Origin of the sequence: Enterobacter sp. JUb54, assembly GCF_014298075.1 — a bacterium.
Classification (GTDB): domain Bacteria; phylum Pseudomonadota; class Gammaproteobacteria; order Enterobacterales; family Enterobacteriaceae; genus Klebsiella; species Klebsiella lignicola.
In genome coordinates this window covers 3,243,269-3,266,393 of record NZ_CP060418.1, presented here as the reverse complement: position 1 = coordinate 3,266,393, position 23,125 = coordinate 3,243,269, and the positions used below count along the sequence as shown (strand labels likewise).

At 54.7% G+C, this 23,125-nt stretch carries 22 protein-coding genes and 1 other annotated feature; of the genes, 15 read left to right on the top strand and 7 right to left on the bottom strand.

Translation table 11 applies throughout. The features are described 5' to 3' along the window. Positions 1-27 precede the first annotated feature (27 nt). Complete coding sequence (gene gpmB, locus HF679_RS15015; protein WP_123757592.1) at positions 28-675, top strand: 2,3-diphosphoglycerate-dependent phosphoglycerate mutase GpmB; 648 nt, start codon at positions 28-30, stop codon at positions 673-675. Here the strand turns inward: gpmB and robA are convergent. After that, complete coding sequence (gene robA, locus HF679_RS15010; RefSeq protein ID WP_123757591.1) at positions 672-1,541, bottom strand: MDR efflux pump AcrAB transcriptional activator RobA; 870 nt, start codon at positions 1,539-1,541, stop codon at positions 672-674. The genes gpmB and robA overlap by 4 nt on opposite strands. Before the next feature lie 209 nt (positions 1,542-1,750). Here robA and creA point away from each other — a divergent pair, with 209 nt between their 5' ends. Continuing rightward, a complete protein-coding gene (creA, locus tag HF679_RS15005; protein WP_123757590.1) occupies positions 1,751-2,233 on the top strand; it encodes a protein CreA in 483 nt (160 codons plus the stop codon). On the opposite strand, the gene HF679_RS15000 is transcribed toward creA, so the two are convergent. The 3 genes from HF679_RS15000 to arcA form a co-directional block, all read right to left on the bottom strand. After that, positions 2,227-2,415: a hypothetical protein gene (locus HF679_RS15000; protein ID WP_123757589.1), complete on the bottom strand. Its 189-nt coding sequence runs from the start codon at positions 2,413-2,415 to the stop codon at positions 2,227-2,229. The genes creA and HF679_RS15000 overlap by 7 nt on opposite strands. 15 nt (positions 2,416-2,430) lie before the next feature. Next, positions 2,431-4,059, bottom strand: coding sequence for an OFA family MFS transporter (locus HF679_RS14995; RefSeq protein WP_187042174.1), 1,629 nt, complete (start codon positions 4,057-4,059; stop codon positions 2,431-2,433). A 262-nt stretch (positions 4,060-4,321) separates the two neighbouring features. Further along, on the bottom strand, positions 4,322-5,038 hold the full coding sequence (gene arcA / locus HF679_RS14990) for a two-component system response regulator ArcA (protein ID WP_123757587.1): 717 nt from the start codon (positions 5,036-5,038) through the stop codon (positions 4,322-4,324). A gap of 95 nt (positions 5,039-5,133) precedes the next feature. On the opposite strand from arcA, the gene yjjY reads away from it, so the two are divergent. The 7 genes from yjjY (at position 5,134) to HF679_RS14955 (ending at position 11,917) form a co-directional block, all read left to right on the top strand. Continuing rightward, entirely contained in the window at positions 5,134-5,274 is a 141-nt protein-coding gene (gene yjjY / locus HF679_RS14985) for a protein YjjY (protein ID WP_049268126.1), read from the top strand. A gap of 394 nt (positions 5,275-5,668) precedes the next feature. Next, positions 5,669-6,355: a tRNA/rRNA methyltransferase gene (locus HF679_RS14980; RefSeq protein WP_154144477.1), complete on the top strand. Its 687-nt coding sequence runs from the start codon at positions 5,669-5,671 to the stop codon at positions 6,353-6,355. A gap of 211 nt (positions 6,356-6,566) precedes the next feature. After that, a complete protein-coding gene (gene thrL / locus HF679_RS14975) occupies positions 6,567-6,635 on the top strand; it encodes a thr operon leader peptide (RefSeq protein WP_071824685.1) in 69 nt (22 codons plus the stop codon). After that, positions 6,574-6,691 (top strand) — a sequence feature (Thr leader region). (Overlaps the previous gene by 62 nt.) 25 nt (positions 6,692-6,716) lie before the next feature. Beyond that, positions 6,717-9,179, top strand: coding sequence for a bifunctional aspartate kinase/homoserine dehydrogenase I (gene thrA, locus HF679_RS14970; RefSeq protein ID WP_123757585.1), 2,463 nt, complete (start codon positions 6,717-6,719; stop codon positions 9,177-9,179). A gap of 1 nt (position 9,180) precedes the next feature. Continuing rightward, positions 9,181-10,116, top strand: coding sequence for a homoserine kinase (gene thrB / locus HF679_RS14965; RefSeq protein ID WP_123757584.1), 936 nt, complete (start codon positions 9,181-9,183; stop codon positions 10,114-10,116). Beyond that, positions 10,113-11,399 (top strand): threonine synthase, encoded by a 1,287-nt coding sequence (gene thrC, locus HF679_RS14960; RefSeq protein ID WP_123757583.1) that lies wholly within the window; start codon positions 10,113-10,115, stop codon positions 11,397-11,399. The genes thrB and thrC overlap by 4 nt, the downstream gene beginning before the upstream one ends. Positions 11,400-11,623: 224 nt before the next feature. Then, positions 11,624-11,917 carry a DUF2502 domain-containing protein gene (locus HF679_RS14955; RefSeq protein ID WP_123757582.1) on the top strand — a complete coding sequence of 98 codons (294 nt, stop codon included), beginning with the start codon at positions 11,624-11,626 and terminating at the stop codon, positions 11,915-11,917. A 41-nt stretch (positions 11,918-11,958) separates the two neighbouring features. Here HF679_RS14955 and yaaA read toward each other — a convergent pair whose 3' ends face one another. Then, the gene (gene yaaA / locus HF679_RS14950) at positions 11,959-12,732 is read right to left on the bottom strand and encodes a peroxide stress protein YaaA (protein WP_123757581.1); all 774 of its coding nucleotides are present in this window, start codon (positions 12,730-12,732) and stop codon (positions 11,959-11,961) included. A 78-nt stretch (positions 12,733-12,810) separates the two neighbouring features. Further along, positions 12,811-14,241 (bottom strand): alanine/glycine:cation symporter family protein, encoded by a 1,431-nt coding sequence (locus HF679_RS14945; RefSeq protein ID WP_123757580.1) that lies wholly within the window; start codon positions 14,239-14,241, stop codon positions 12,811-12,813. A gap of 203 nt (positions 14,242-14,444) precedes the next feature. Between HF679_RS14945 and tal the strand changes: the two genes are divergently transcribed. From tal to HF679_RS14930, 3 genes are all read left to right on the top strand, one after another. Further along, positions 14,445-15,398 (top strand): transaldolase, encoded by a 954-nt coding sequence (gene tal, locus HF679_RS14940; protein ID WP_123757579.1) that lies wholly within the window; start codon positions 14,445-14,447, stop codon positions 15,396-15,398. Positions 15,399-15,508: 110 nt separating this feature from the next. After that, positions 15,509-16,096 carry a molybdopterin adenylyltransferase gene (gene mog, locus HF679_RS14935; protein ID WP_123757578.1) on the top strand — a complete coding sequence of 196 codons (588 nt, stop codon included), beginning with the start codon at positions 15,509-15,511 and terminating at the stop codon, positions 16,094-16,096. 121 nt (positions 16,097-16,217) lie between these two features. Further along, complete coding sequence (locus tag HF679_RS14930) at positions 16,218-17,528, top strand: MFS transporter (RefSeq protein ID WP_123757577.1); 1,311 nt, start codon at positions 16,218-16,220, stop codon at positions 17,526-17,528. A 42-nt stretch (positions 17,529-17,570) separates the two neighbouring features. On the opposite strand, the gene satP is transcribed toward HF679_RS14930, so the two are convergent. After that, the gene (gene satP / locus HF679_RS14925) at positions 17,571-18,137 is read right to left on the bottom strand and encodes an acetate uptake transporter (protein WP_045860029.1); all 567 of its coding nucleotides are present in this window, start codon (positions 18,135-18,137) and stop codon (positions 17,571-17,573) included. Positions 18,138-18,581: 444 nt separating this feature from the next. Between satP and dnaK the strand changes: the two genes are divergently transcribed. The 3 genes from dnaK to nhaA all read left to right on the top strand — a co-directional run bounded on the left by dnaK (position 18,582) and on the right by nhaA (position 23,115). After that, complete coding sequence (gene dnaK / locus HF679_RS14920) at positions 18,582-20,498, top strand: molecular chaperone DnaK (protein WP_123757576.1); 1,917 nt, start codon at positions 18,582-18,584, stop codon at positions 20,496-20,498. Positions 20,499-20,585: 87 nt separating this feature from the next. Then, on the top strand, positions 20,586-21,722 hold the full coding sequence (gene dnaJ / locus HF679_RS14915; RefSeq protein ID WP_123757575.1) for a molecular chaperone DnaJ: 1,137 nt from the start codon (positions 20,586-20,588) through the stop codon (positions 21,720-21,722). A 220-nt stretch (positions 21,723-21,942) separates the two neighbouring features. Then, the gene (gene nhaA, locus HF679_RS14910) at positions 21,943-23,115 is read left to right on the top strand and encodes a Na+/H+ antiporter NhaA (RefSeq protein ID WP_123757574.1); all 1,173 of its coding nucleotides are present in this window, start codon (positions 21,943-21,945) and stop codon (positions 23,113-23,115) included. Positions 23,116-23,125: the final 10 nt, after the last annotated feature.

The window sequence follows — 23,125 nt, the reverse complement described above, 5'->3', positions numbered from 1 at the left end:
GTGAAGAGCAGAGAACGGAAAAATAGCATGTTACAGGTACACCTTGTTCGCCATGGCGAAACGCAGTGGAACGCCGAAAGGCGCATTCAGGGGCAGTCAGACAGCCCGTTAACCCCCCACGGTGAGCGACAGGCCTGGCAGGTCGGCGAGCGCGCCAGAACGCTGGACATCACGCATATCATCGCCAGTGATTTGGGGCGTACGCGCCGGACGGCTGAAATTATCGCAGAAGCCTGCGGTTGTGATGTCATTCTGGATTCGCGACTGCGTGAACTGGATATGGGGGTGCTTGAGAAGCGCCATATCGATTCACTGAGCGTGGAAGAAGAGGCATGGCGCCGTCGTCTGGTTGACGGAACCCCGGATGGTCGCATTCCGCAGGGCGAATCTATGCAGGAGCTGAGCGAGCGTATGCACGCGGCACTGGCCGCCTGTCTGGAGCTGCCTGCCGGAAGCCGTCCGCTGCTGGTCAGCCACGGTATTGCGCTGGGCTGCCTGGTGAGTACGATCCTCGGACTGCCGGCACATGCAGAGCGTCGTCTACGCCTGCGTAACTGCTCTATTTCGCGTGTGGATTATCAGGAGAGCCTGTGGTTGGCGCCTGGCTGGGTGGTGGAGACGGCGGGGGATATTTCGCATCTTGACGCCCCCGCCATGGATGAACTGCAGCGTTAACGACGAATCGGGATCAGGTATTCACAACGCAGTTGAATCGGCGTTTCCTGGTCCCGGCTGTCATCCTCAGGGAAAAAGCGCTCGATATCCAGACCTTTGCGACGGGTCAGGTTCAGCATTGGCATGCAGGTGCCGTAAACCGTCAGGATGAAATCCTGTAATCCGGTGCCTAAACCTTCGTAGGTGAACATCACATACTCGCCGCCTTCCAGCATGACCGGATGGGAGTTTTGCAGGTGACCGTTGGCCATCTCCGGCGTCAGCGCAGTGGTATAGAAAACCTCCTGCTCATCGTCTTTCTCAAGGCTCGGGCGCGGTTCATGCAGGCCGTATAGCGTCGGCGGAATCGACGGCGCATTGCCGAGGAAATCCCGCCAGAACTGCACGCGCATCTGGCTGCGGAAGTCGGAGATCTCCTCCAGCTTGCAGGTGTAGCTCTGGGTTACGCCCAGCAGCGGCGTGTTGCTTAGCGTGACGAATTCATGCTTCGGCATGGTGAACTCGCCCAGACGCAGCGGCGGGCGCATCCCGTAAGAGCTCCAGTCCGGCGAGCGACGATACAGCGCAGGCGTTAAAGAAAACTGCTTTTTAAACGCACGGGTGAATGTTTGTTGTGAATCAAAGCGATACTGTAGCGCGATGTCGAGAATAGGGCGAGCAGTCAGGCGCAGGGCGACCGCGGATTTTGATAAACGACGAGCGCGGATATAGGCACCGATGGCATGGCCGGTCACGTCCTTAAACATTCTTTGCAAATGCCACTTGGAATAACCCGCCTTGGCTGCCACATTATCCAGTGAAAGTGGCTGATCGAGGTGACCTTCCAGCCAGCTAAGGAGATCGCGAATAATCCCTGCTTGATCCATAAAATGTCCTCATCCATAAACTCAGGTGCCTGCTACTAAGGTAGCGGATAATAGCATTTTTTGATCTTTTAGCATTCAGTGTTTTTTTTGCTTATAAATGCGATTTATCGGCGAGACTTATACTTTTATTTGTAACGCTGTGATCTTTAAATATTTTCTGCTAAGTCGACGATCGTTATTTAGTGAAATTTTAATACAATGGTAACAATATGAAATACAAGAAGTTAGTTGCGGGGCTGCTGTTACTGGCGGGGTCTCAGGTTGTTCATGCGGAACAAATTGGCTCCGTGGATACCGTATTCAAATTTTTTGGTCCTGATCATAAGATCGTCGTAGAAGCATTTGACGATCCCGATGTTCAGAACGTGACGTGCTATATCAGCCGGGCGAAGACCGGCGGGATTAAGGGCGGTCTCGGACTGGCGGAAGATACCTCTGATGCGGCAATTTCTTGCCAGCAGGTTGGCCCAATTGAACTGAACGACAAAATCAAAAACGGCAAATCCGAAGGGAGTGTGGTATTCCAGAAACGTACTTCTCTGGTGTTTAAAAAACTGCAGGTGGTCCGTTTTTACGACAGCAAACGTCATGCGCTGGTCTACATGAGCTATTCGGATAAAGTGGTCGACGGTTCGCCGAAAAATGCCATCAGCGCCGTGCCGATCATGCCGTGGGGCGTGGAGGCTCATTGACGCCAGTGGCGCGTGATATACAGCGCTGCCGCCAGCGAACCGCCGGCGATGGTTAGCGTCAGTATAAGGTCAATCAGCGGGTCTTCTCGGCTTTCTGCGAAGTATGCCAGAAACCACCGGGTCGTCCGCTGAGTCACCAGGCCGATGGCCAAAGACAGAAGCAGTACTGTTAACGCGCGCAACAGTAGCTCTTCCTGTTACGTGAAAAGATGGATGCTCTGCTGCAGGGTGATGGCAATTCCCCACAGCAGCGGAACCGTGACGACCAGCCAGGCGAGCACAGCCCAGGGATAGCTTGAACGGTTCGCCTGCCATTCAAGGGGAGTGTTGGGATCCACCTTGTAGGTTGAGGCGGCCTGTTTTAGCTCCTCATCGCTCATCGCGTACTTTTCGGGCACCCGGGTCACCAGGATATTGCAAATAAAGCCAACGCATAACAGCGCGGCCAGGCTGTACAGCGTAACGTCATAAATCCTGGCGGGAGCAACGCCCTGGGCAAGCTGGTATTCGCGTAAGTAGTTGACGAGGACCGGGCCAAATATTCCGGCGGCGGACCAGGCCGTCAGCAGGCGACCATGAATAGCCCCAACCATTTGTGTGCCGAACTGGTCGGCGAGGTAGGCCGGGATGGTGGCAAAGCCGCCGCCGTACATCGAAATAATGATGCAGAAGGTCAGCACAAACAGCCATAAGCTATTCGAACTTGCCGCAAATATGGTCAATAGATACAAGATAGCGCCAAGCACAAAGAACAGCGTGAACGTCTTTTTCCTTCCCAGATAGTCTGAAATCGAGGCCCAGAAGAAGCGCCCTCCGATATTAAACAAGCTCAGCAGACCGGTAAAACCCGCGGCTACGGCGGCGACTCTGGTGAGCGCGGGGGCGTCCAGCTGCTGCCAGCTCAGGTCGTTACCCAGCAATTTTCCGGCAAAGACCTCCTGCAACATGGGGGATGCCATGCCCAGAATCCCAATTCCGGCGGTGACATTAAGGCACAGCACCAGCCAAAGCAGCCAGAACTGGCGCGTTTTACAGGCGACGCTGACGTGAACGGAATAGTGCACATTAAGGTCGGATTGTGTCGGGGAAGGCTGCCAGCCCCTCGGTTTCCAGCCCATGGGCGGTAGCCGGTAGCTGAGCGTACCTGCAAGCATGAAGATGAAATAAATGGCCGCCAGCGTTAACAGCGTTTGCCAGACTCCCTTTTCAGCTCCCTCGGCATAAAAGGCCATCAGTTTATTGGCAAACGGGGCGCCAATCATTGCGCCACCACCAAATCCCATGATGGCCATTCCTGCAGCCATCCCTCGCTTATCGGGAAACCAGCGTAACAGCGTAGAGACGGGGGAAATGTAACCCAGCCCTAGCCCAATTCCGCCGATAGCCCCGGCACCTAGCCATAAAAGCCAAAGCTGGTGCTGATTGATGGCAAGCGCGGCCAGTAGCAATCCTCCGCACCACGAAAATGTGGCTACCATGCCGACCTTGCGAGGGCCGACTTTTTCCAGCCACTGCCCCCAAAGTGCGGCAGAGCATCCCAGGAAGATAAAGAACAGCGTGTAGGTCCAGCCAAGCAGGGAAATTCGCCAGTCGCAGGTTGTCGTGAAGAGCTGCTGCCAGACTGAGGACTCCGGAGCACAAGTCTTTCCGATCAAATTAGACATCGGTAGCCAGAATACTGAAAAACCATAGGCCATACCGATGCACAGGTGAATAGCCAGGGCCGCGGGAGGAACCAGCCATCGGTTAAACCCGGGTTTGGCTATTATTCGCTTTTTAGAAAAGAACGAAACGTGATTGATGGGTGTTTCATTGCTTAGTTGCATATCGCTTTTCTCCGGCTTTCAGGAAGCTTTTCAAAGAGCAATAGGTATGCCAGTCAGGGGGAAGAGGGGTGGATATGCGACGCAGGTCAACGGAAAAACGGGTCCAGGAAGTAAAACATGCAGGATGGATCGAGTAAGCGGGATTTTAGGATTCAGGCGGGAAAACGGTGAAAAAAGAGAGCAGTACCATATTGATAACCAGGGTTATCATTTCAATAATATAGAAAACGACGCCGAAGCGCCGTGTTTCTAAAAGACCGTCTTATTCCTGCAGATCGCCACAGAAACGGTAACCTTCGCCGTGAATGGTGGCGATGATTTCCGGCGTATCCGGAATAGATTCAAAATGCTTACGAATACGACGGATGGTCACGTCGACGGTACGGTCATGCGGCTTAAGCTCACGACCGGTCATTTTCTTCAGCAGTTCAGCACGAGACTGAATTTTTCCTGGGTTTTCGCAGAAATGCAGCATCGCGCGGAACTCACTGCGCGGCAGCTTGTACTGCTCGCCCTGCGGGCTGACCAGTGAACGGCTGTTGATATCCAGTTCCCATCCGTTGAACTTGTAGCTTTCTACGCTGCGACGTTCTTCGCTCACGGTGCCCAGGTTCATAGTACGGGAGAGAAGGTTGCGTGCGCGAATCGTCAGTTCACGAGGGTTAAACGGTTTAGTGATATAGTCATCTGCGCCGATTTCGAGGCCGAGAATCTTATCAACTTCGTTGTCGCGACCGGTAAGGAACATCAGTGCGACGTCAGCCTGTTCACGCAGTTCACGCGCCAGCAGGAGACCATTTTTACCTGGCAGGTTAATGTCCATGATCACCAGGTTGATATCATTTTCAGACAGGATCTGATGCATTTCCGCGCCATCGGTGGCTTCGAACACATCGTAACCTTCTGCTTCGAAAATACTTTTTAACGTGTTGCGTGTTACCAACTCGTCTTCAACGATAAGAATGTGCGGGGTCTGCATGTTTGCTACCTAAATTGCCAACTAAATCGAAACAGGAAGTACCAAAGTCCCTGACCTGCCTGGTACATGTCGCAAATTAACATGTCCGGCGTAACATGACTAAAGTACGTAATTGCGTTCTTGATGCACTTTCCATCAACGTCAACAACATCATTAGCTTGGTCGTGGGTACTTTCCCTCTGGACCCGACGGTGTCAAAAACGGCTGTTATCCTAACCATTTTAACAGCAATATAACAGGCTAAGAGAGGCTGAACACCCAATAAAACTACGCTTCGTTGACATATATCAAATTCAATTGTAGCACGTTAACAGTGTTGTGAAATCATCGTGTTGAAATGCTATTTATAGTCACAAATTTTACACGACTCAAATGGTTACGCTGGTAAATTAATAAATTTGTCGAATCTAATGCTCGTCCGAAGGCATAACGCGAAATATCATTGGCAAACATATGGATAAATGCGTTCTGTTAACATACCTCGGGTCGTGGTTTGATGGAAATAGTTTAGGCTTTTTTAACGGTAATCAACGGCAATTTTAGTGATTTTTGTTGCAATTTTGTAAATTTTCGACGCGTAAAATGGGATGATTTTCATTTACGCGACGTATGAGAGTAGAAGAGACCACAATGCGCATATCTATCATATTGGTGGCCCCGGCCAGGGCAGAAAATGTCGGCGCGGCGGCACGCGCGATGAAAACGATGGGCTTTAGCGACATGCGTATTGTCGACAGCGAAGCCCATCTGCAACCTGCGGCACGTTGGGTGGCGCATGGTTCCGGCGATATTCTCGATAACATCAAGGTCTATCCGACGCTTGAACAGGCATTGCATGATGTCGACTTTACTGTGGCGACGACGGCACGTAGCCGGGCGCGATTCCATTACTACGCCACACCGCAGCAACTACTGCCGTTGATGGAGGAAAAGGCGCAGTGGATGAACCACGCGGCGCTGGTATTCGGCCGGGAGGATTCCGGGCTGACCAACGACGAACTGGCGCTGGCGGATGTGCTGACCGGGGTGCCAATGGTGGCGGACTATCCTTCGCTTAACTTAGGGCAATCGGTGATGGTCTACTGCTATCAACTGACCACTTTGCTGCAGCAGGCGCCGGTTGTTTCTGCCAGCGTCGATGATAACCAGCTCCAGGCATTACGTCTGCGGACGCTCGAATTATTGACCCGGCTGGGCGTTGCTGAGGACGTCAAACTGACCGACTGGTTGCAGCAGCGGATCGGGCTTTTGCAGCAGCGAGACACGGCAATGTTGCACCGATTACTGCACGATATTGAAAAAAACCTCCCAGAATAAAGCTCTGTTATAAGTTTTGATTATGGTGATACATGCCGATTCGTAACGGTGAAAGTTGGCGGATCAGGATGTTTTATCCGGTCGTTGTGGCGCATTGCCCGGATGTGTCTGAAAGGGTGAAATGTAGAAATTCGTTGACTTAGACCGGCAGATACTTTAACCAATATAGGCAGGACACAGACAGATAACAATGACAGAGCACACAACATCCATGAAACGCATCAGCATGATGACAACCATTATCACCATCACCATTACCACAGGTAACGGTGCGGGCTGACGCGTAAAGGAAACAAAGAAAAAAGCCCGCACCTGAACAGTGCGGGCTTTTTTTTCGACAAAAAATCTAGGGGTAACAACCATGCGCGTGTTGAAGTTCGGCGGTACATCAGTGGCAAATGCAGAACGTTTTCTGCGAGTTGCCGATATTCTGGAGAGCAATGCCAGGCAGGGGCAGGTAGCGACCGTCCTGTCTGCCCCGGCGAAGATTACCAACCATCTGGTCGCGATGATTGAAAAAACCATCGGCGGTCAGGATGCGCTCACCAATATCGCTGACGCTGAACGCATTTTTGCCGAACTGCTGCAGGGCCTCGCGGACGCGCAACCGGGGTTTCCGCTGGCACAGCTGAAAGCGTTTGTTGCCCAGGAATTTGCTCAGATTAAACATGTTCTGCACGGGATCAGCTTGCTCGGGCAGTGCCCGGATAGCGTCAATGCCGCGCTGATTTGCCGCGGTGAGAAGTTATCGATCGCCGTGATGGCGGGCCTGCTGGAAGCGCGTGGCCACAAAGTTACCGTGATCAACCCTGTCGAAAAACTGCTGGCTGTCGGTCATTACCTCGAGTCTACCGTCGATATCGCGGAATCTACCCGTCGCATTACCGCCAGCCAGATCCCCGCTGACCACATGGTGCTGATGGCCGGGTTTACCGCCGGCAATGAGAAAGGCGAACTGGTGGTGCTGGGGCGTAATGGCTCTGACTACTCTGCCGCCGTGCTGGCTGCCTGCCTGCGCGCTGACTGCTGCGAAATCTGGACCGATGTTGATGGGGTCTATACCTGCGACCCGCGTCAGGTTCCCGACGCCCGTCTGCTGAAGTCGATGTCCTACCAGGAAGCGATGGAGCTGTCTTACTTCGGCGCGAAAGTGCTGCATCCGCGCACCATTGCTCCTATCGCTCAGTTCCAGATCCCATGCCTTATCAAAAACACCGGCAATCCGCAGGCGCCGGGCACGTTGATTGGTGCCAGCCTCGATGAAGACGGACTGCCGGTGAAAGGCATCTCCAACCTCAACAATATGGCGATGTTCAACGTCTCCGGTCCGGGGATGAAAGGCATGGTCGGCATGGCCGCCCGCGTCTTCGCAACGATGTCCCGCGCCGGGATCTCCGTGGTTCTGATTACCCAGTCCTCTTCGGAATACAGCATCAGCTTCTGCGTACCGCAGAGCGACTGCGCCCGCGCCAAGCGAGTGATGGAAGATGAGTTCTATCTGGAGCTGAAAGAGGGGCAGCTGGAGCCGCTGTCGATCATGGATCGTCTGGCGATCATCTCCGTTGTGGGTGACGGTATGCGCACGCTGCGCGGGATCTCCGCGAAGTTCTTCGCGGCGCTGGCTCGCGCAAATATCAATATCGTGGCCATTGCCCAGGGCTCGTCTGAGCGCTCTATTTCCGTGGTGGTCAGCAATGACGATGCCACCACCGGGGTGCGCGTGACCCACCAGATGCTGTTTAACACCGATCAGGTGATTGAGGTCTTCGTTATCGGCGTCGGCGGCGTCGGCGGGGCGCTGATTGAGCAAATCAAGCGCCAGCAGGGCTGGCTGAAGAACAAACACATCGACCTGCGCGTTTGCGGCGTGGCCAATTCACAGGCCTTGCTGACCAATGTGCATGGCCTGAACCTCGAAAACTGGCGTGCGGAGCTTGCTGAAGCGAAAGAGTCGCTGAATCTTGGCCGTCTGATTCGTCTGGTCAAAGAGTATCATCTACTGAACCCGGTGATTGTCGATTGTACCTCCAGCCAGGCGGTTGCCGATCAATACGCCGACTTCCTGCGTGAAGGTTTCCACGTCGTCACGCCGAACAAAAAGGCCAACACGTCCTCACTGGATTACTATCACCAGTTGCGTCATGCTGCCAGCAGTTCACGCCGTAAATTCCTCTACGATACAAACGTGGGCGCGGGCCTGCCGGTCATTGAAAACCTGCAGAACCTGTTGAACGCCGGCGATGAACTGCTGCACTTTTCCGGCATTCTTTCCGGTTCGCTGTCGTTTATCTTCGGTAAGCTCGATGAGGGGATGAATCTCTCTGAAGCGACGGGGCTGGCGCGTGAGATGGGCTATACCGAACCCGATCCGCGTGACGATCTCTCTGGCGTCGACGTTGCCCGCAAGCTGCTGATCCTGGCCCGTGAAACCGGTCGTGAGCTGGAGCTGTCGGATATCGTTATCGAGCCGGTGCTGCCCGCGCAATTTGATGCCAGCGGCGACGTCGAGAGCTTTATGGCGCGCCTGCCTTCGCTCGATGACGAATTTGCCTCTCGCGTCGCCAAAGCGCGTGATGAAGGTAAAGTGTTGCGTTACGTCGGTAACATCGAAGAGGATGGTACCTGTCGAGTGAAAATTGCCGCAGTTGACGGGAACGACCCGTTGTTTAAAGTGAAAAACGGTGAGAACGCCCTGGCCTTTTACAGCCACTATTATCAGCCGCTGCCGCTGGTGCTGCGCGGTTATGGTGCGGGTAACGATGTTACGGCGGCCGGTGTGTTTGCCGATCTGCTGCGCACCCTGTCATGGAAGTTAGGAGTTTAAGATGGTCAAAGTATATGCCCCGGCTTCCAGTGCCAATATGAGCGTCGGGTTTGATGTGCTGGGCGCGGCGGTGACGCCAGTCGATGGTACGCTGCTGGGGGATAACGTCTCGGTTGAGGCGGCAGAACATTTTAGTCTGCAAAACGTTGGCCGCTTTGCCAGCAAACTGCCTACCGCTCCGCAGGAGAACATTGTTTACCAGTGCTGGGAGCGCTTCTGCCAGGAAATCGGTAAAAACGTCCCGGTTTCGATGGTGCTGGAAAAAAACATGCCGATCGGCTCTGGCCTCGGCTCCAGCGCCTGCTCCGTCGTTGCCGCGCTGGTGGCGATGAATGAATTCTGCGGTAAGCCGCTGAATGAGACGCGCATGCTGGCGCTGATGGGCGAGATGGAAGGGCGTATTTCCGGCAGTATCCACTATGACAACGTCGCACCGTGCTACCTCGGCGGTATGCAACTGATGATTGAAGAGAATGGCATCATCAGCCAGCAGGTTCCCGGTTTTGACGAATGGTTGTGGGTGCTGGCCTATCCGGGGATCAAAGTCTCGACGGCGGAAGCGCGTGCGATACTCCCGGCGCAGTATCGTCGCCAGGACTGTATCGCCCACGGTCGTCACCTGGCGGGCTTTATTCATGCCTGCTATACCCGCCAGCCGCAGCTGGCAGCGAAATTAATGAAAGATGTGATTGCCGAACCGTATCGTACCAAACTGCTGCCGGGCTTCAGCGAAGCGCGACAGGCGGCGATGGAGATCGGCGCGCAGGCGTGCGGCATCTCTGGTTCAGGCCCAACGCTGTTTGCGCTGTGCGATAAGCCAGAAACCGCGCAACGCGTTGCCGACTGGCTGGCGACACATTATCTGCAGAATCAGGAAGGCTTCGTTCATATTTGCCGGCTGGACACGGCGGGCGCACGCGTAGTGGGAAACCAATGAAACTCTATAACTTAAAAGATCATAACGAACAGGTCAGCTTTGCGCAGGCCATCACGCAGGGGCTTGGCAAGCAACAGGGGCTGTTCTTCCCGCACGATCTGCCGGAATTTAGCCTGACTGACATCGACGACATGCTGGAGATGGATTTGGTCTCCCGCAGCGCCAAAATTCTCTCGGCGTTTATTGGCGATGAGATCCCGCTGGATGTGCTGAAAGCGCGTATCGCGGCGGCATTCACCTTCCCGGCGCCGGTGAGCAAGGTGCAGGATGATATCGGCTGTCTGGAGCTGTTCCACGGCCCGACCCTGGCGTTTAAGGATTTCGGCGGCCGCTTTATGGCGCAGATGCTGACCCAAATCGCCGGCGACAAACCGGTTACCATTCTGACGGCAACTTCAGGTGATACCGGTGCTGCGGTTGCGCACGCGTTTTACGGTCTGCCGAATGTGAAGGTCGTGATTCTCTATCCACGCGGCAAGATCAGCCCGCTGCAGGAAAAACTGTTCTGCACCCTGGGCGGTAATATCGAAACCGTGGCCATCGATGGCGATTTCGATGCCTGCCAGGCGCTGGTGAAACAGGCCTTTGACGACGAAGAGCTGAAGCTGGCTCTCGGCTTAAATTCGGCGAACTCCATTAACATCAGCCGTCTGCTGGCGCAAATTTGCTACTACTTCGAAGCGGTGGCCCAGCTGCCGCAGGAAGCGCGCAACCAACTGGTGATTTCGGTGCCGAGCGGTAACTTTGGTGACCTGACTGCCGGCCTGCTGGCGAAGTCATTGGGTCTGCCGATCAAACGCTTTATCGCGGCGACCAACGCCAATGATACCGTGCCACGCTTCCTGCAGGACGGTCAGTGGGCGCCAAAAGCAACCCAGGCGACGCTGTCCAACGCCATGGACGTCAGCCAGCCTAATAACTGGCCGCGCGTGGAAGAGCTGTTTCGCCGTAAAGTCTGGCGTCTCAATGAACTGGGTTACGCGGCGGTGGATGATGAAACCACGAAATCGGCCATGCGCGAGCTGCAAGCCATTGGCTACACCTCGGAACCGCATGCGGCGATTGCCTGGCGTGCACTGCGTGACCAGCTGCAACCGGGTGAATACGGTCTGTTCCTTGGCACCGCGCATCCGGCTAAGTTTAAAGAGAGCGTGGAAGAGATCCTGCAGGAGACGCTGCCGCTGCCGAAAGCGTTGGCCGATCGTGCCGACCTGCCGCTGCTGTCGCATAATCTGCCGGCCGATTTCGCCGCACTGCGTCAGCTGATGATGGGCAAAGCATAACGGCGATTATCGTTGTGCGATGTTTGCAAACCGGGCCTCTGCGCCCGGTTTTTTTATGGGCGAAAAAGGAGGAATTATGCAGATAAGTGGCAGAAAAAATGGATGAATGACCATTAAATGCCGGCGCGCAAAGATTAGGATTGCGGAGAATAACGTGCGGTGTTGCGCGAGGTTAATCTTTTGTTATCGCCCCATCGAGGGGACTGTTAAGAAAGGGGAAACCTATGTCTACACTGAAGTCTGTGATCCTTGCGCTTTCGATGTCGCTGGTGGCTCCTGCTGTGGTTCACGCATCGGAAATTACGCTGGTGCCGGCCATTAAACTGCAAATCGGCGATCGCGACAATCACGGGAATTACTGGGATGGCGGCCACTGGCGTGACCACGAATGGTGGGGCCGTCATTACGACTGGCGCGATAACCACTGGCGCCCGCATGACGATCGTCGCCACGACCGCGATCGCCATGATGACCACGATCGCGGGCGCGGCCCGGATCGCGACTGGCATCATCACTAATGCGCTCTCCCCGGTCTGCCGTTTGGTGGCCGGGGAGGGGATTAACGCTCGTGGCGCTTAAAGACCATTTCACCAGCACCGGAAGCGTCGGCATCATAATAGTAACCTTCGCTGTCGAAGCGGGTAAGCTGCTCCGGATGGCTCAGGCGGTTTTCAATGATATAGCGGCTCATTAAACCGCGGGCCTTCTTGGCGTAGAAGCTGATCACTTTAAACTGGCCGTTTTTCTCATCGAGGAACACCGGCTTAATCAACGTGCCCTGCAGCTGTTTTGTTTTGACCGACCTGAAGTATTCGTCAGAGGCCAGGTTAATCACGATGTCATCGCCCTGGGCTTGCAGCGCCTGGTTCAGCGTATTGGTAATTACGTCCCCCCAGAACTGGTAGAGATCTTTGCCTTTGGCGTTCTCCAGTTTTATCCCCATTTCCAGGCGGTAGGGCTGCATCAGATCCAGCGGGCGCAGCACGCCATACAGGCCGGAAAGCATGCGCAAATGCTGCTGGGCGAAATCAAAATCGGCTTCGCTGAGGGTTTCCGCCTGCAGCCCGGTGTAGACGTCACCTTTAAAGGCCAGAATCGCCTGGCGGGCGTTTTTCGGCGTAAAGTCCGGGTGCCAGTCGTGAAAACGGGTGGCGTTCAGGTCCGCCAGCTTATCGCTGATACTCATCAGCTTGCCGATCTGCGGTGCAGAGAGCTGGCGCGCGATGCCGATCAGCTGCTGGGAATATTCCAACAGTTCAGGCTGCGTGTAGCGCGATGTCGCCAGCGGGCTTTGGTAATCGAGCGTTTTTGCCGGTGAAATAAGAATCAGCATATCCAGTCCTTGCAGGTGTTTTATCCGTGACTTTAACAAAAAAAGGTCACGGAGGGATCGATAGCTGCGATTGCCGCATTATTCATGCGGCAGGTCATTCCAGGTGCCGGGCGCCAGCTGCTGATTGATTTCCGGGTATCGCGTGGCGTCAAAGGTCGGCTGCACGCCCAGTCGTCGCTGTCGGAGATAGTCGCCGGCGAGGATCCGCACCGTGGGTGATAGCAGTAAAATGGCGGTCAGGTTGGTGATGGCCATCAGCGCCATGATGGTATCCGCCAGCTGCCAGACGACCGGTAAACCGACCAGCGTGCCGATGAGCACCATCAGTATGGTGACTATGCGCAGCGCCCAGATATGGCATGGGCGGTTAAGGCGCAGAAAGATAAGATTGTTTTCGGCGTAAATATAGTTCGCCACGATCGAACTGAAGGCGAAAAACAGGACGATGATGGCGACAAAACCCGCGCCGCCGCTGCCGACAATGCCGGTCATGGCGTGCTGTATTGCCTGGATACCGTGGGTGCTATTTTCCACCTCTGACGGCGGGGCCAGCATGATAATCACCGCGCTGGCGGTACAGATGACAATCGTATCGATGAAGACGCCGATCATCTGCACGATCCCCTGCGCCGCCGGATGCGGAGGCCATGAGGCGGCGGTTGCCGCGGCGTTAGGGGTCGAGCCCATCCCGGCTTCGTTCGAGAACATACCACGTTGAAAACCGCTGGTGAGCGCCTGGCTGATGGTGTAGCCCACTGCGCCGGCGGCGGCTTCCTGCCAGCCGAATGCGCAGCGGAAAATGGTGTCGAAAATCGCCGGCAGCGCCGTGATATGCCACAGGCCAATGAGCAGGCTGGCGGCAACCCACAGCAGGGCCATCAGCGGCACAATCCACTGCATCAGCCGCGCCACGCCCCGTAAACCGCGCATAATCACCAGCAGCGTCAGGACGGCAAGCGCCCCGCCGGTCAGCAGGGAAGGCAGCCCGAAGGCATAGGACATGGCATGGGCGACCGAGTTGGCCTGCACGGTATTAAAAATAACGGCATAGGCCAGCAGCAGCAGGATAGAGAACATCACCCCCATCCAGCGCATTCCCAGGCCCCGGGACATGTACCAGGCCGGACCTCCGCGGAATTGCCCCTGCGCATCGCGCTCTTTATAGAGCTGGGCGAGGGAGCATTCGGCAAAGCTGCTGGCCATGCCGAGCAGGGCGGAAACCCACATCCAGAAGATGGCACCGGGCCCGCCCGCTGAGATAGCCAACGCCACCCCGACCAGGTTACCGCTGCCGACGCGGGCGGCGAGGCTGGTACACAGGGCCTGAAAAGCGGTCAGTCCATCTGGCTGCGGCAGGAGGCTCTTTTTTAGACTTTTCCCAAACTGGCGAACATAGCGAAACTGCACGTACTTCGTTTGCCAGGTAAACCAAATGCCGGCGCCCAGTAACAGATAAATCAGTACCGAGCCCCAGAGTATTTCGTTGATAAAAGAGAAAAAGTCAGGCATCAATTATCCTCTTGTCCATGCAGGCCCGCTAATGTAAGCGTTACCATTTTAGTGACAATCCCTTAGCATTCAGAGAATTAATTTATCCAGTTTATCACACTCTGCGCTCTTGCATGGTCCGCTGTTGCGCTGAAGATGCAGCGTGTTATCATCTTGGCAGACCGGTTACATCCCCTTAACTGCTGTTTAAGAGAAACACTATCATGACGGATAAATTGACCTCTCTGCGTCAGTACACCACTGTCGTAGCTGATACCGGAGATATTGCGGCAATGAAGCTGTATCAGCCTCAGGATGCCACAACTAACCCTTCTTTGATTCTCGGCGCGGCTCAGATTCCTGAGTACCGTAAGCTGATTGATGACGCTGTCGTATGGGCTCGTAGCCAGAGCAGCGATCGCGCGCAGCAGATTATCGATGCTTCCGATAAGCTGGCGGTGAACATTGGTCTCGAAATTCTTAAGCTGATTCCAGGCCGTATTTCGACTGAAGTTGATGCGCGTCTCTCCTACGACACGCAGGCTTCTATCGCCAAAGCGAAACGCATCATCAAGCTGTACAACGACGCCGGCATTGGTAACGACCGCATTCTGATTAAACTGGCTTCTACCTGGCAGGGCATCTGTGCCGCCGAGCAGCTGGAAAAAGAAGGCATCAACTGTAACCTGACGCTGCTGTTCTCCTTCGCTCAGGCTCGCGCTTGTGCGGAAGCAGGTGTATTCCTGATCTCTCCGTTCGTTGGCCGTATCCTCGACTGGTACAAAGCAAACACGGATAAGAAAGAGTACGCGCCGGCTGAAGATCCGGGCGTGGTGTCCGTCAGTGAAATCTACGAATACTACAAGCAGCACGGTTATGAAACCGTGGTGATGGGTGCAAGCTTCCGTAACGTCGGCGAAATCCTTGAGCTGGCTGGTTGCGATCGCCTGACCATCGCACCGGCTCTGCTGAAAGAGCTGGCAGAAAGCGAAGGCGCTATCGAGCGCAAACTGACGTTCAGCGGCGAAGTGAAAGCACGCCCGGAACGCATCACTGAATCCCAGTTCCTGTGGCAGCACAACCAGGATCCGATGGCGGTAGACAAACTGGCGGAAGGTATCCGTAAGTTTGCGATCGACCAGGAAAAACTGGAAAAAATGATCGGCGACCTGCTGTAATCATTGCGGCGTGACCGGGCTTCCGGTCACGCTACTTCTTTTGAACCCTGTCTGTATTTCCCTCCAGCGTGTATCATTCCGTCTAATTGCACAGTTTGAACGGAATAACGATGAATACCTTACGAATCGGCTTAGTTTCCATCTCCGATCGCGCCTCCAGCGGCGTCTATCAGGATAAAGGCATCCCGGCACTTGAAGAGTGGCTGGCGCGTGCGCTGACGACCCCCTTTGAGCTGGAGACCCGCTTAATCCCTGATGAGCAGGTGATTATCGAACAGACGCTGTGTGAGCTGGTGGACGAGATGGGCTGCCATCTGGTGTTAACCACCGGCGGGACCGGTCCTGCCAGACGCGACGTCACGCCGGATGCGACGCTGGCCATTGCCGATCGCGTTATGCCGGGTTTTGGCGAGCAAATGCGCCAGGTTAGCCTACACTTTGTGCCAACGGCGATCCTTTCTCGTCAGGTGGGCGTGATCCGCAAGCAGGCGCTCATTTTGAATCTGCCAGGCCAGCCGAAAGCCATTCAGGAAACGCTTGAAGGCGTCAAAGATGCCGAGGGCAAGGTGCTGGTGCATGGGGTATTCGCAAGTGTACCGTATTGTGTACAGTTGCTTGAAGGGCCTTATGTCGAGACAGACGGCGATGTCGTAGCGGCTTTTCGTCCTAAAAGTGCAAGACGCGAAACTTTATCCTGAATTTAATACTTTCCTGACATAACCTGCAATGTCGGTGGTGTGCCGTTTTATTTACGATATAGTGTTTTTTACTTTACACATTGCGTGATAACTCTACACACCTCTGGATGAATTGCTCGTTATGTCACAACATACCCGACCTCTGAATCGACAGGATTATAAAACGCTGACGCTGGCTGCATTGGGTGGCGCGCTGGAGTTTTATGACTTCATTATCTTTGTCTTCTTCGCCGCCGTCGTTGGCGAGCTGTTCTTCCCGGCTGATATTCCGGAATGGCTGCGCCAGGTTCAGACGTTCGGCATTTTTGCCGCCGGCTATCTGGCTCGTCCGTTAGGCGGCATTATCATGGCCCACTTTGGCGATCTGGTCGGGCGCAAAAAGATGTTCACCCTGAGCATTCTGCTGATGGCATTGCCGACGTTGGCGATTGGCCTGCTGCCGACCTATGCGTCGATCGGGCTTGCGGCACCGTTACTGCTGTTGCTGATGCGCCTGCTGCAAGGGGCGGCCATTGGCGGTGAAGTGCCTGGCGCCTGGGTGTTTGTTGCCGAACACGTCCCGGAAAAACGGATTGGCATCGCCTGCGGGACCCTGACCGCCGGTCTGACGGTCGGTATTCTGCTGGGCTCGGTGGTGGCTACCCTCATCAATACCAGCCTGACGCCACAGGGCGTTCACGATGGCGGCTGGCGTATTCCTTTCCTGCTGGGCGGCGTGTTTGGCCTGGTGGCGATGTATTTACGCCGCTGGCTGCAGGAGACGCCGATCTTCCTCGAGATGCAGCAGCGTAAAGCGTTAGCGCAGGAATTGCCGGTGAAATCGGTGGTGCTGAAGCATCAGCAAGCGGTGGTGGTCTCCATGCTGCTGACCTGGCTGTTATCCGCCGGCATCGTGGTGGTGATTCTGATGTCACCGGTGTGGCTGCAAAAACATTACGGCTATGCGCCGGCGATTACCCTGCAGGCCAACAGCATTGCGACGATTATGCTGTGCTTCGGCTGCCTGCTGGCGGGGCTGGCGGCAGATCGTTTCGGTGCCAGCCGCACGTTTATTGTCGGTAGCCTGTTACTGGCGGCTTCCAGCTGGGCGTTCTATCACCTCTCCGGCGACAGCCCGGAGCAGCTGTTCCTGCTGTACGGCACGGTAGGATTGTGTGTGGGCGTAGTGGGGGCGGTGCCTTACGTAATGGTGCGGGCCTTCCCGGCAGAAGTGCGTTTTACCGGTATCTCCTTCTCTTATAACGTCTCTTACGCGATCTTCGGTGGCCTGACGCCGATTGCAGTCACCATGTTAATGGGGGTGTCGCCGATGGCTCCTGCCTGGTACGTACTGGCGCTGTCGCTGATGGGATTAGGATTGGGGATCTGGCTGCGCCAGGAAAAGTATCGTGATGTGGCGGCAAAAGGCGGTGAAGTGCCGCATCTGCCTTAATGCATGACAACCCTCGTCCCGCCGGGACGAGGGTATGTGCTATCAGTGAGGCGCGCCGATAGGCAGTACGGTGCGACCAAACTGCTCGTTCAGGACTTCACCCATCGCCAGATAAATGGCGCTACCGCCGCAGACTAAACCAATCCAGCCCGCGATTTTTACGATGCCTTCGTTATCAGCCAGGTGACCGATTGCCAGCAGTGCAAACAGTACGGTCAGGCTCAGGAACACGAACTGCAGCATACGTGCAGCTTTCAGCGTGCCGAAGAACATAAACAGGGTAAAGACGCCCCACAGTCCGAGATACATGCCCAGGAAGTGCGCGTTCGGCGCTTCTGCCAGGCCCATTTTCGGCATCAGGAGAATGGCAACCAACGTCAGCCAGAAGGCGCCGTAGGAAGTAAAAGCCGTTAAACCAAAGGTATTGCCTTTTTTAAATTCCAGCAGGCCTGCGAAAATCTGCGCAATGCCGCCGTAAAAAATGCCCATCGCCAGGATAGCTACATCAAACGCGAACAGGCCGCTATTTGCCAGGTTAAGCAGAATAGTGGTCATGCCGAAACCCATAAGGCCCAGCGGTGCCGGATTAGCCAACTTAGTGTTGCCCATAATTCCTCAAAATAATGATTAGAAAGGGAAGCATTACCCCGCGACTCGGTGGCGGGGCGCGGCATAATAATGAGGCGCGGGATAACTGTCTATGATCTGGCGAGGTATTTTTCGCCAATTTACGCAGGTACCGGAAAATACGGAAGATTCAGCGCCAGCTGTCTGGCTCAATCGCCGTCTGACGGGGTTATCGTCGGCGTTGGTTCTGCCTTTTCCACTGGCGATTTACGCCGATATCCTGAATTCCTGTGCCCTACTCAATGAGATAAAGATAAAAAATTTTTAATCTCCCCCCTTGATGAAGCGGCAGGCGACCCCATCTTGTAGTCAACCGCAGTGAATGAACCTGAAAAAAATCATGACCGGGCAGTTGAAACCGTAGGTTTCGCCCTTATTACAGGTTCACAACCACATGTTGATCGAATTTTTAGTGGAGACGTTTAGATGGGTAAAATTATTGGTATCGACCTGGGGACAACCAACTCTTGTGTCGCGATTATGGATGGTACTACTGCTCGTGTGCTGGAGAACGCCGAGGGCGACCGCACCACGCCTTCTATCATTGCTTACACTCAGGACGGCGAAATCCTGGTAGGTCAGCCGGCTAAACGTCAGGCAGTGACTAACCCGCAAAACACCCTGTTTGCGATTAAACGCCTGATTGGTCGCCGCTTCCAGGACGAAGAAGTTCAGCGTGACGAATCCATCATGCCGTACAAAATCATCGGCGCCGAAAACGGCGACGCATGGATTGATGTGAAAGGTCAGAAAATGGCACCGCCGCAGATCTCTGCTGAAGTGCTGAAAAAAATGAAGAAAACCGCGGAAGATTACCTGGGTGAGCCGGTAACTGAAGCTGTTATCACCGTACCTGCTTACTTCAACGATGCTCAGCGTCAGGCAACCAAAGACGCCGGTCGTATCGCAGGTCTGGAAGTCAAACGTATCATCAACGAACCGACCGCTGCTGCACTGGCCTACGGTCTGGATAAAGAAGTCGGCAACCGTACTATCGCGGTTTACGACCTCGGTGGTGGTACTTTCGATATCTCTATTATTGAAATCGACGAAGTTGACGGCGAAAAAACCTTCGAAGTTCTGGCAACCAACGGTGATACCCACCTGGGTGGTGAAGACTTCGACAGCCGTATGATCAACTACCTCGTTGACGAGTTTAAGAAAGATCAGGGCATCGACCTGCGTAACGACCCGCTGGCGATGCAGCGTCTGAAAGAAGCAGCAGAAAAAGCGAAAATCGAGCTGTCTTCCGCACAGCAGACCGACGTGAACCTGCCGTACATCACTGCAGATGCCACCGGTCCGAAACACATGAACATCAAAGTGACTCGTGCGAAACTGGAATCCCTGGTCGAAGACCTGGTGAACCGTTCCATCGAGCCGCTGAAAGTTGCTCTGCAGGATGCGGGCCTGTCCGTTTCCGATATCCAGGACGTTATCCTGGTCGGTGGTCAGACTCGTATGCCAATGGTTCAGAAGAAAGTTGCTGAATTCTTTGGTAAAGAGCCGCGTAAAGACGTTAACCCGGATGAAGCAGTGGCGATCGGTGCTGCGGTTCAGGGTGGTGTACTGACCGGTGAAGTGAAAGACGTTCTGCTGCTCGACGTTACTCCGCTGTCGCTGGGTATCGAAACCATGGGCGGCGTGATGACGGCGCTGATCAACAAGAACACCACTATCCCGACTAAACACAGCCAGGTGTTCTCTACTGCAGAAGACAACCAGTCTGCGGTAACTATCCATGTGATTCAGGGTGAGCGTAAACGCGCCTCTGATAACAAATCACTGGGTCAGTTCAACCTGGATGGTATTAACCCGGCACCGCGTGGTATGCCGCAGATCGAAGTCACCTTCGACATCGATGCTGATGGTATCCTGCACGTGTCCGCGAAAGACAAAAATAGCGGTAAAGAGCAGAAAATCACCATCAAAGCTTCTTCCGGTCTGAACGAAGAAGAGATTGCAAAAATGGTTCGCGATGCGGAAGCGAATGCTGAATCTGACCGTAAGTTCGAAGAACTGGTTCAGACCCGCAACCAGGGTGACCATCTGCTGCACAGCACCCGTAAGCAGGTTGAAGAAGCTGGCGACAAACTGCCGGCTGACGACAAAACTGCGATCGAATCTGCATTGACCGCGCTGGAAGCTTCCCTGAAAGGTGAAGATAAAGCCGATATCGAAGCGAAAATGCAGGCGCTGGCACAGGCTTCTCAGAAGCTGATGGAAATTGCTCAACAGCAACACGCTCAGCAGCAGGCTGGCGGTGCTGAAGCTTCCGAAAGCAACGCGAAAGACGACGACGTCGTTGACGCCGAGTTTGAAGAAGTGAAAGACAAAAAATAATCGCCCTTTGAACGGGTAAAACACTGGCACGGGCGAAGAGGTTTCCTCTCCGCCCGTGCACGCATGTTAAGGGGCTGAAAAACACCAATGGCAAAGCAAGATTATTACGAGATTTTAGGCGTTTCCAAAACAGCGGAAGAGCGTGAAATCAAAAAGGCCTATAAGCGCCTGGCGATGAAATACCACCCGGACCGTAACCAGGGTGATAAAGAAGCCGAAGCGAAATTCAAAGAAATCAAAGAAGCGTATGAAATCCTGACTGATGACCAGAAGCGTGCGGCCTACGATCAATACGGCCACGCCGCCTTTGAACAAGGTGGCATGGGCGGTGGCGGCGGTGGTTTTGGCGGCGGCGCCGACTTCAGCGATATCTTTGGCGACGTGTTCGGCGATATCTTTGGCGGCGGTCGTGGTCGTCAGCGTGCGGCACGTGGCGCTGACCTGCGTTACAACATGGATCTTACGCTGGAAGAAGCCGTTCGCGGCGTGACCAAAGAGATTCGTATCCCGACGCTGGAAGAGTGCGACGTCTGCCACGGCAGCGGCGCGAAATCTGGCAGCAAACCGCAGACCTGTCCGACCTGTCATGGTCAGGGCCAGGTGCAGATGCGTCAGGGCTTCTTCGCCGTTCAGCAGACCTGTCCGCATTGTCAGGGGCGCGGTACGCTGATTAAAGATCCGTGCAACAAATGTCACGGTCACGGTCGCGTTGAGAAAACCAAAACCCTGTCGGTCAAAATCCCGGCGGGCGTGGATACCGGCGATCGTATTCGTCTGTCAGGAGAAGGCGAAGCGGGCGAACACGGTGCACCAGCAGGCGATCTGTACGTTCAGGTCCAGGTTAAGCAGCACGCCATCTTTGAGCGTGAAGGCAATAACCTGTACTGCGAAGTGCCTATTAACTTCACCATGGCAGCCCTCGGCGGCGAGATTGAAGTCCCGACGCTGGATGGCCGGGTGAATCTCAAAGTGCCTGGCGAAACGCAAACCGGCAAACTGTTCCGCATGCGCGGTAAAGGTGTGAAATCCGTGCGCGGTGGTGCTCAGGGCGACCTGCTGTGCCGCGTGGTGGTTGAAACACCAGTCGGGCTGAACGATAAGCAGAAACAGCTGCTGAAGGACCTGCAGGAAAGTTTTGGCGGACCAACGGGCGAGAAAAACAGCCCGCGCTCCAAAAATTTCTTTGATGGTGTGAAGAAATTCTTCGACGACCTGACCCGCTAAGCTGCTGTTATTTAAAAAAGCCACTTCATCGTTAAGTGGCTTTTTTGTTTCTGACTCACGCTACCTGAGTGATGCCCGATTTCCGTGTTGCGCTTTGATGATGTGCTACGATTAGATCGTTAAAACCGATCTATTCAGCAATAATAATCTTATTTTTTCGAAATATTATGGCGACTAGAATAGTTTAATCGATGAATTAGCCTTAATAGAGAGAGTAAAAGTGAAACATCTGCAGCGTTTTTTCAGTAGCGATGCTTCAGGGGGCATTATCCTCATTTGTGCGGCCGTGCTGGCAATGCTGCTGGCTAATACCAGTGCCACCACCGGCCTGTATCACTCCTTTTTAGACACTCCCGTGCAGCTGCGTGTTGGCGCATTAGAAATCAACAAGAACATGCTGCTGTGGATTAACGACGCGCTGATGGCGATTTTCTTCCTGCTGATTGGTCTGGAAGTGAAGCGCGAGATGATGCAGGGCGCGTTGGCCAGCCGCCGTCAGGCTATTTTCCCTGTGGTGGCCGCGCTGGGTGGCATGGTGGTTCCTGCGCTGGTGTACCTGGCGTTTAACGCCCAGGATCCGATCACCCGTGAGGGTTGGGCTATTCCGGCGGCGACCGACATCGCGTTTGCCCTGGGCGTGCTGGCACTGCTCGGCAGCCGTGTGCCACCGGCGCTGAAAATCTTCCTGATGGCGCTGGCGATCATCGACGATTTAGGGGCCATTATCATCATCGCCCTGTTTTATACCAACGATCTTTCCGTGTTGTCGCTGGTCGTTGCGGCGGGAGCCATCATCGTGCTGGCAGCCCTGAACCTGTGCGGCGTGCGGCGCACCGGTATCTATATTCTGGTGGGCGCCGTGCTATGGACCGCGGTGTTGAAATCCGGCGTTCACGCAACGCTCGCCGGGGTGATTGTCGGCTTTATGATCCCGCTGAAAGAGCAGGGAGGCAAGTCACCAGCGAAGCAGCTTGAGCACGTGCTGCACCCGTGGGTGGCGTATCTGATTCTGCCGCTGTTTGCCTTTGCGAACGCCGGGGTCTCGCTGCAGGGCGTGACAATTGAAGGGCTGACCTCGCTGCTGCCGATGGGCATCATTGCCGGGTTGTTTATCGGCAAGCCGCTGGGTATCGGTCTGTTCTGCTGGCTGGCGCTGAAATTAAAGTGGGCTTCATTGCCACAAGGCACCACCTGCAAACAAATCGTGGCGGTCGGGATCCTGTGTGGTATCGGCTTCACCATGTCGATTTTCATCGCCAGCCTGGCCTTCGGTAACGTCGATCCTGGACTCATCAACTGGGCTAAGCTGGGTATCCTGATTGGCTCCGTCCTCTCGGCGGTTACCGGGTACATGATCCTTCGCCAGCGCGTTGCGAATACGGCTGCTGTCTAACATTTGAGGG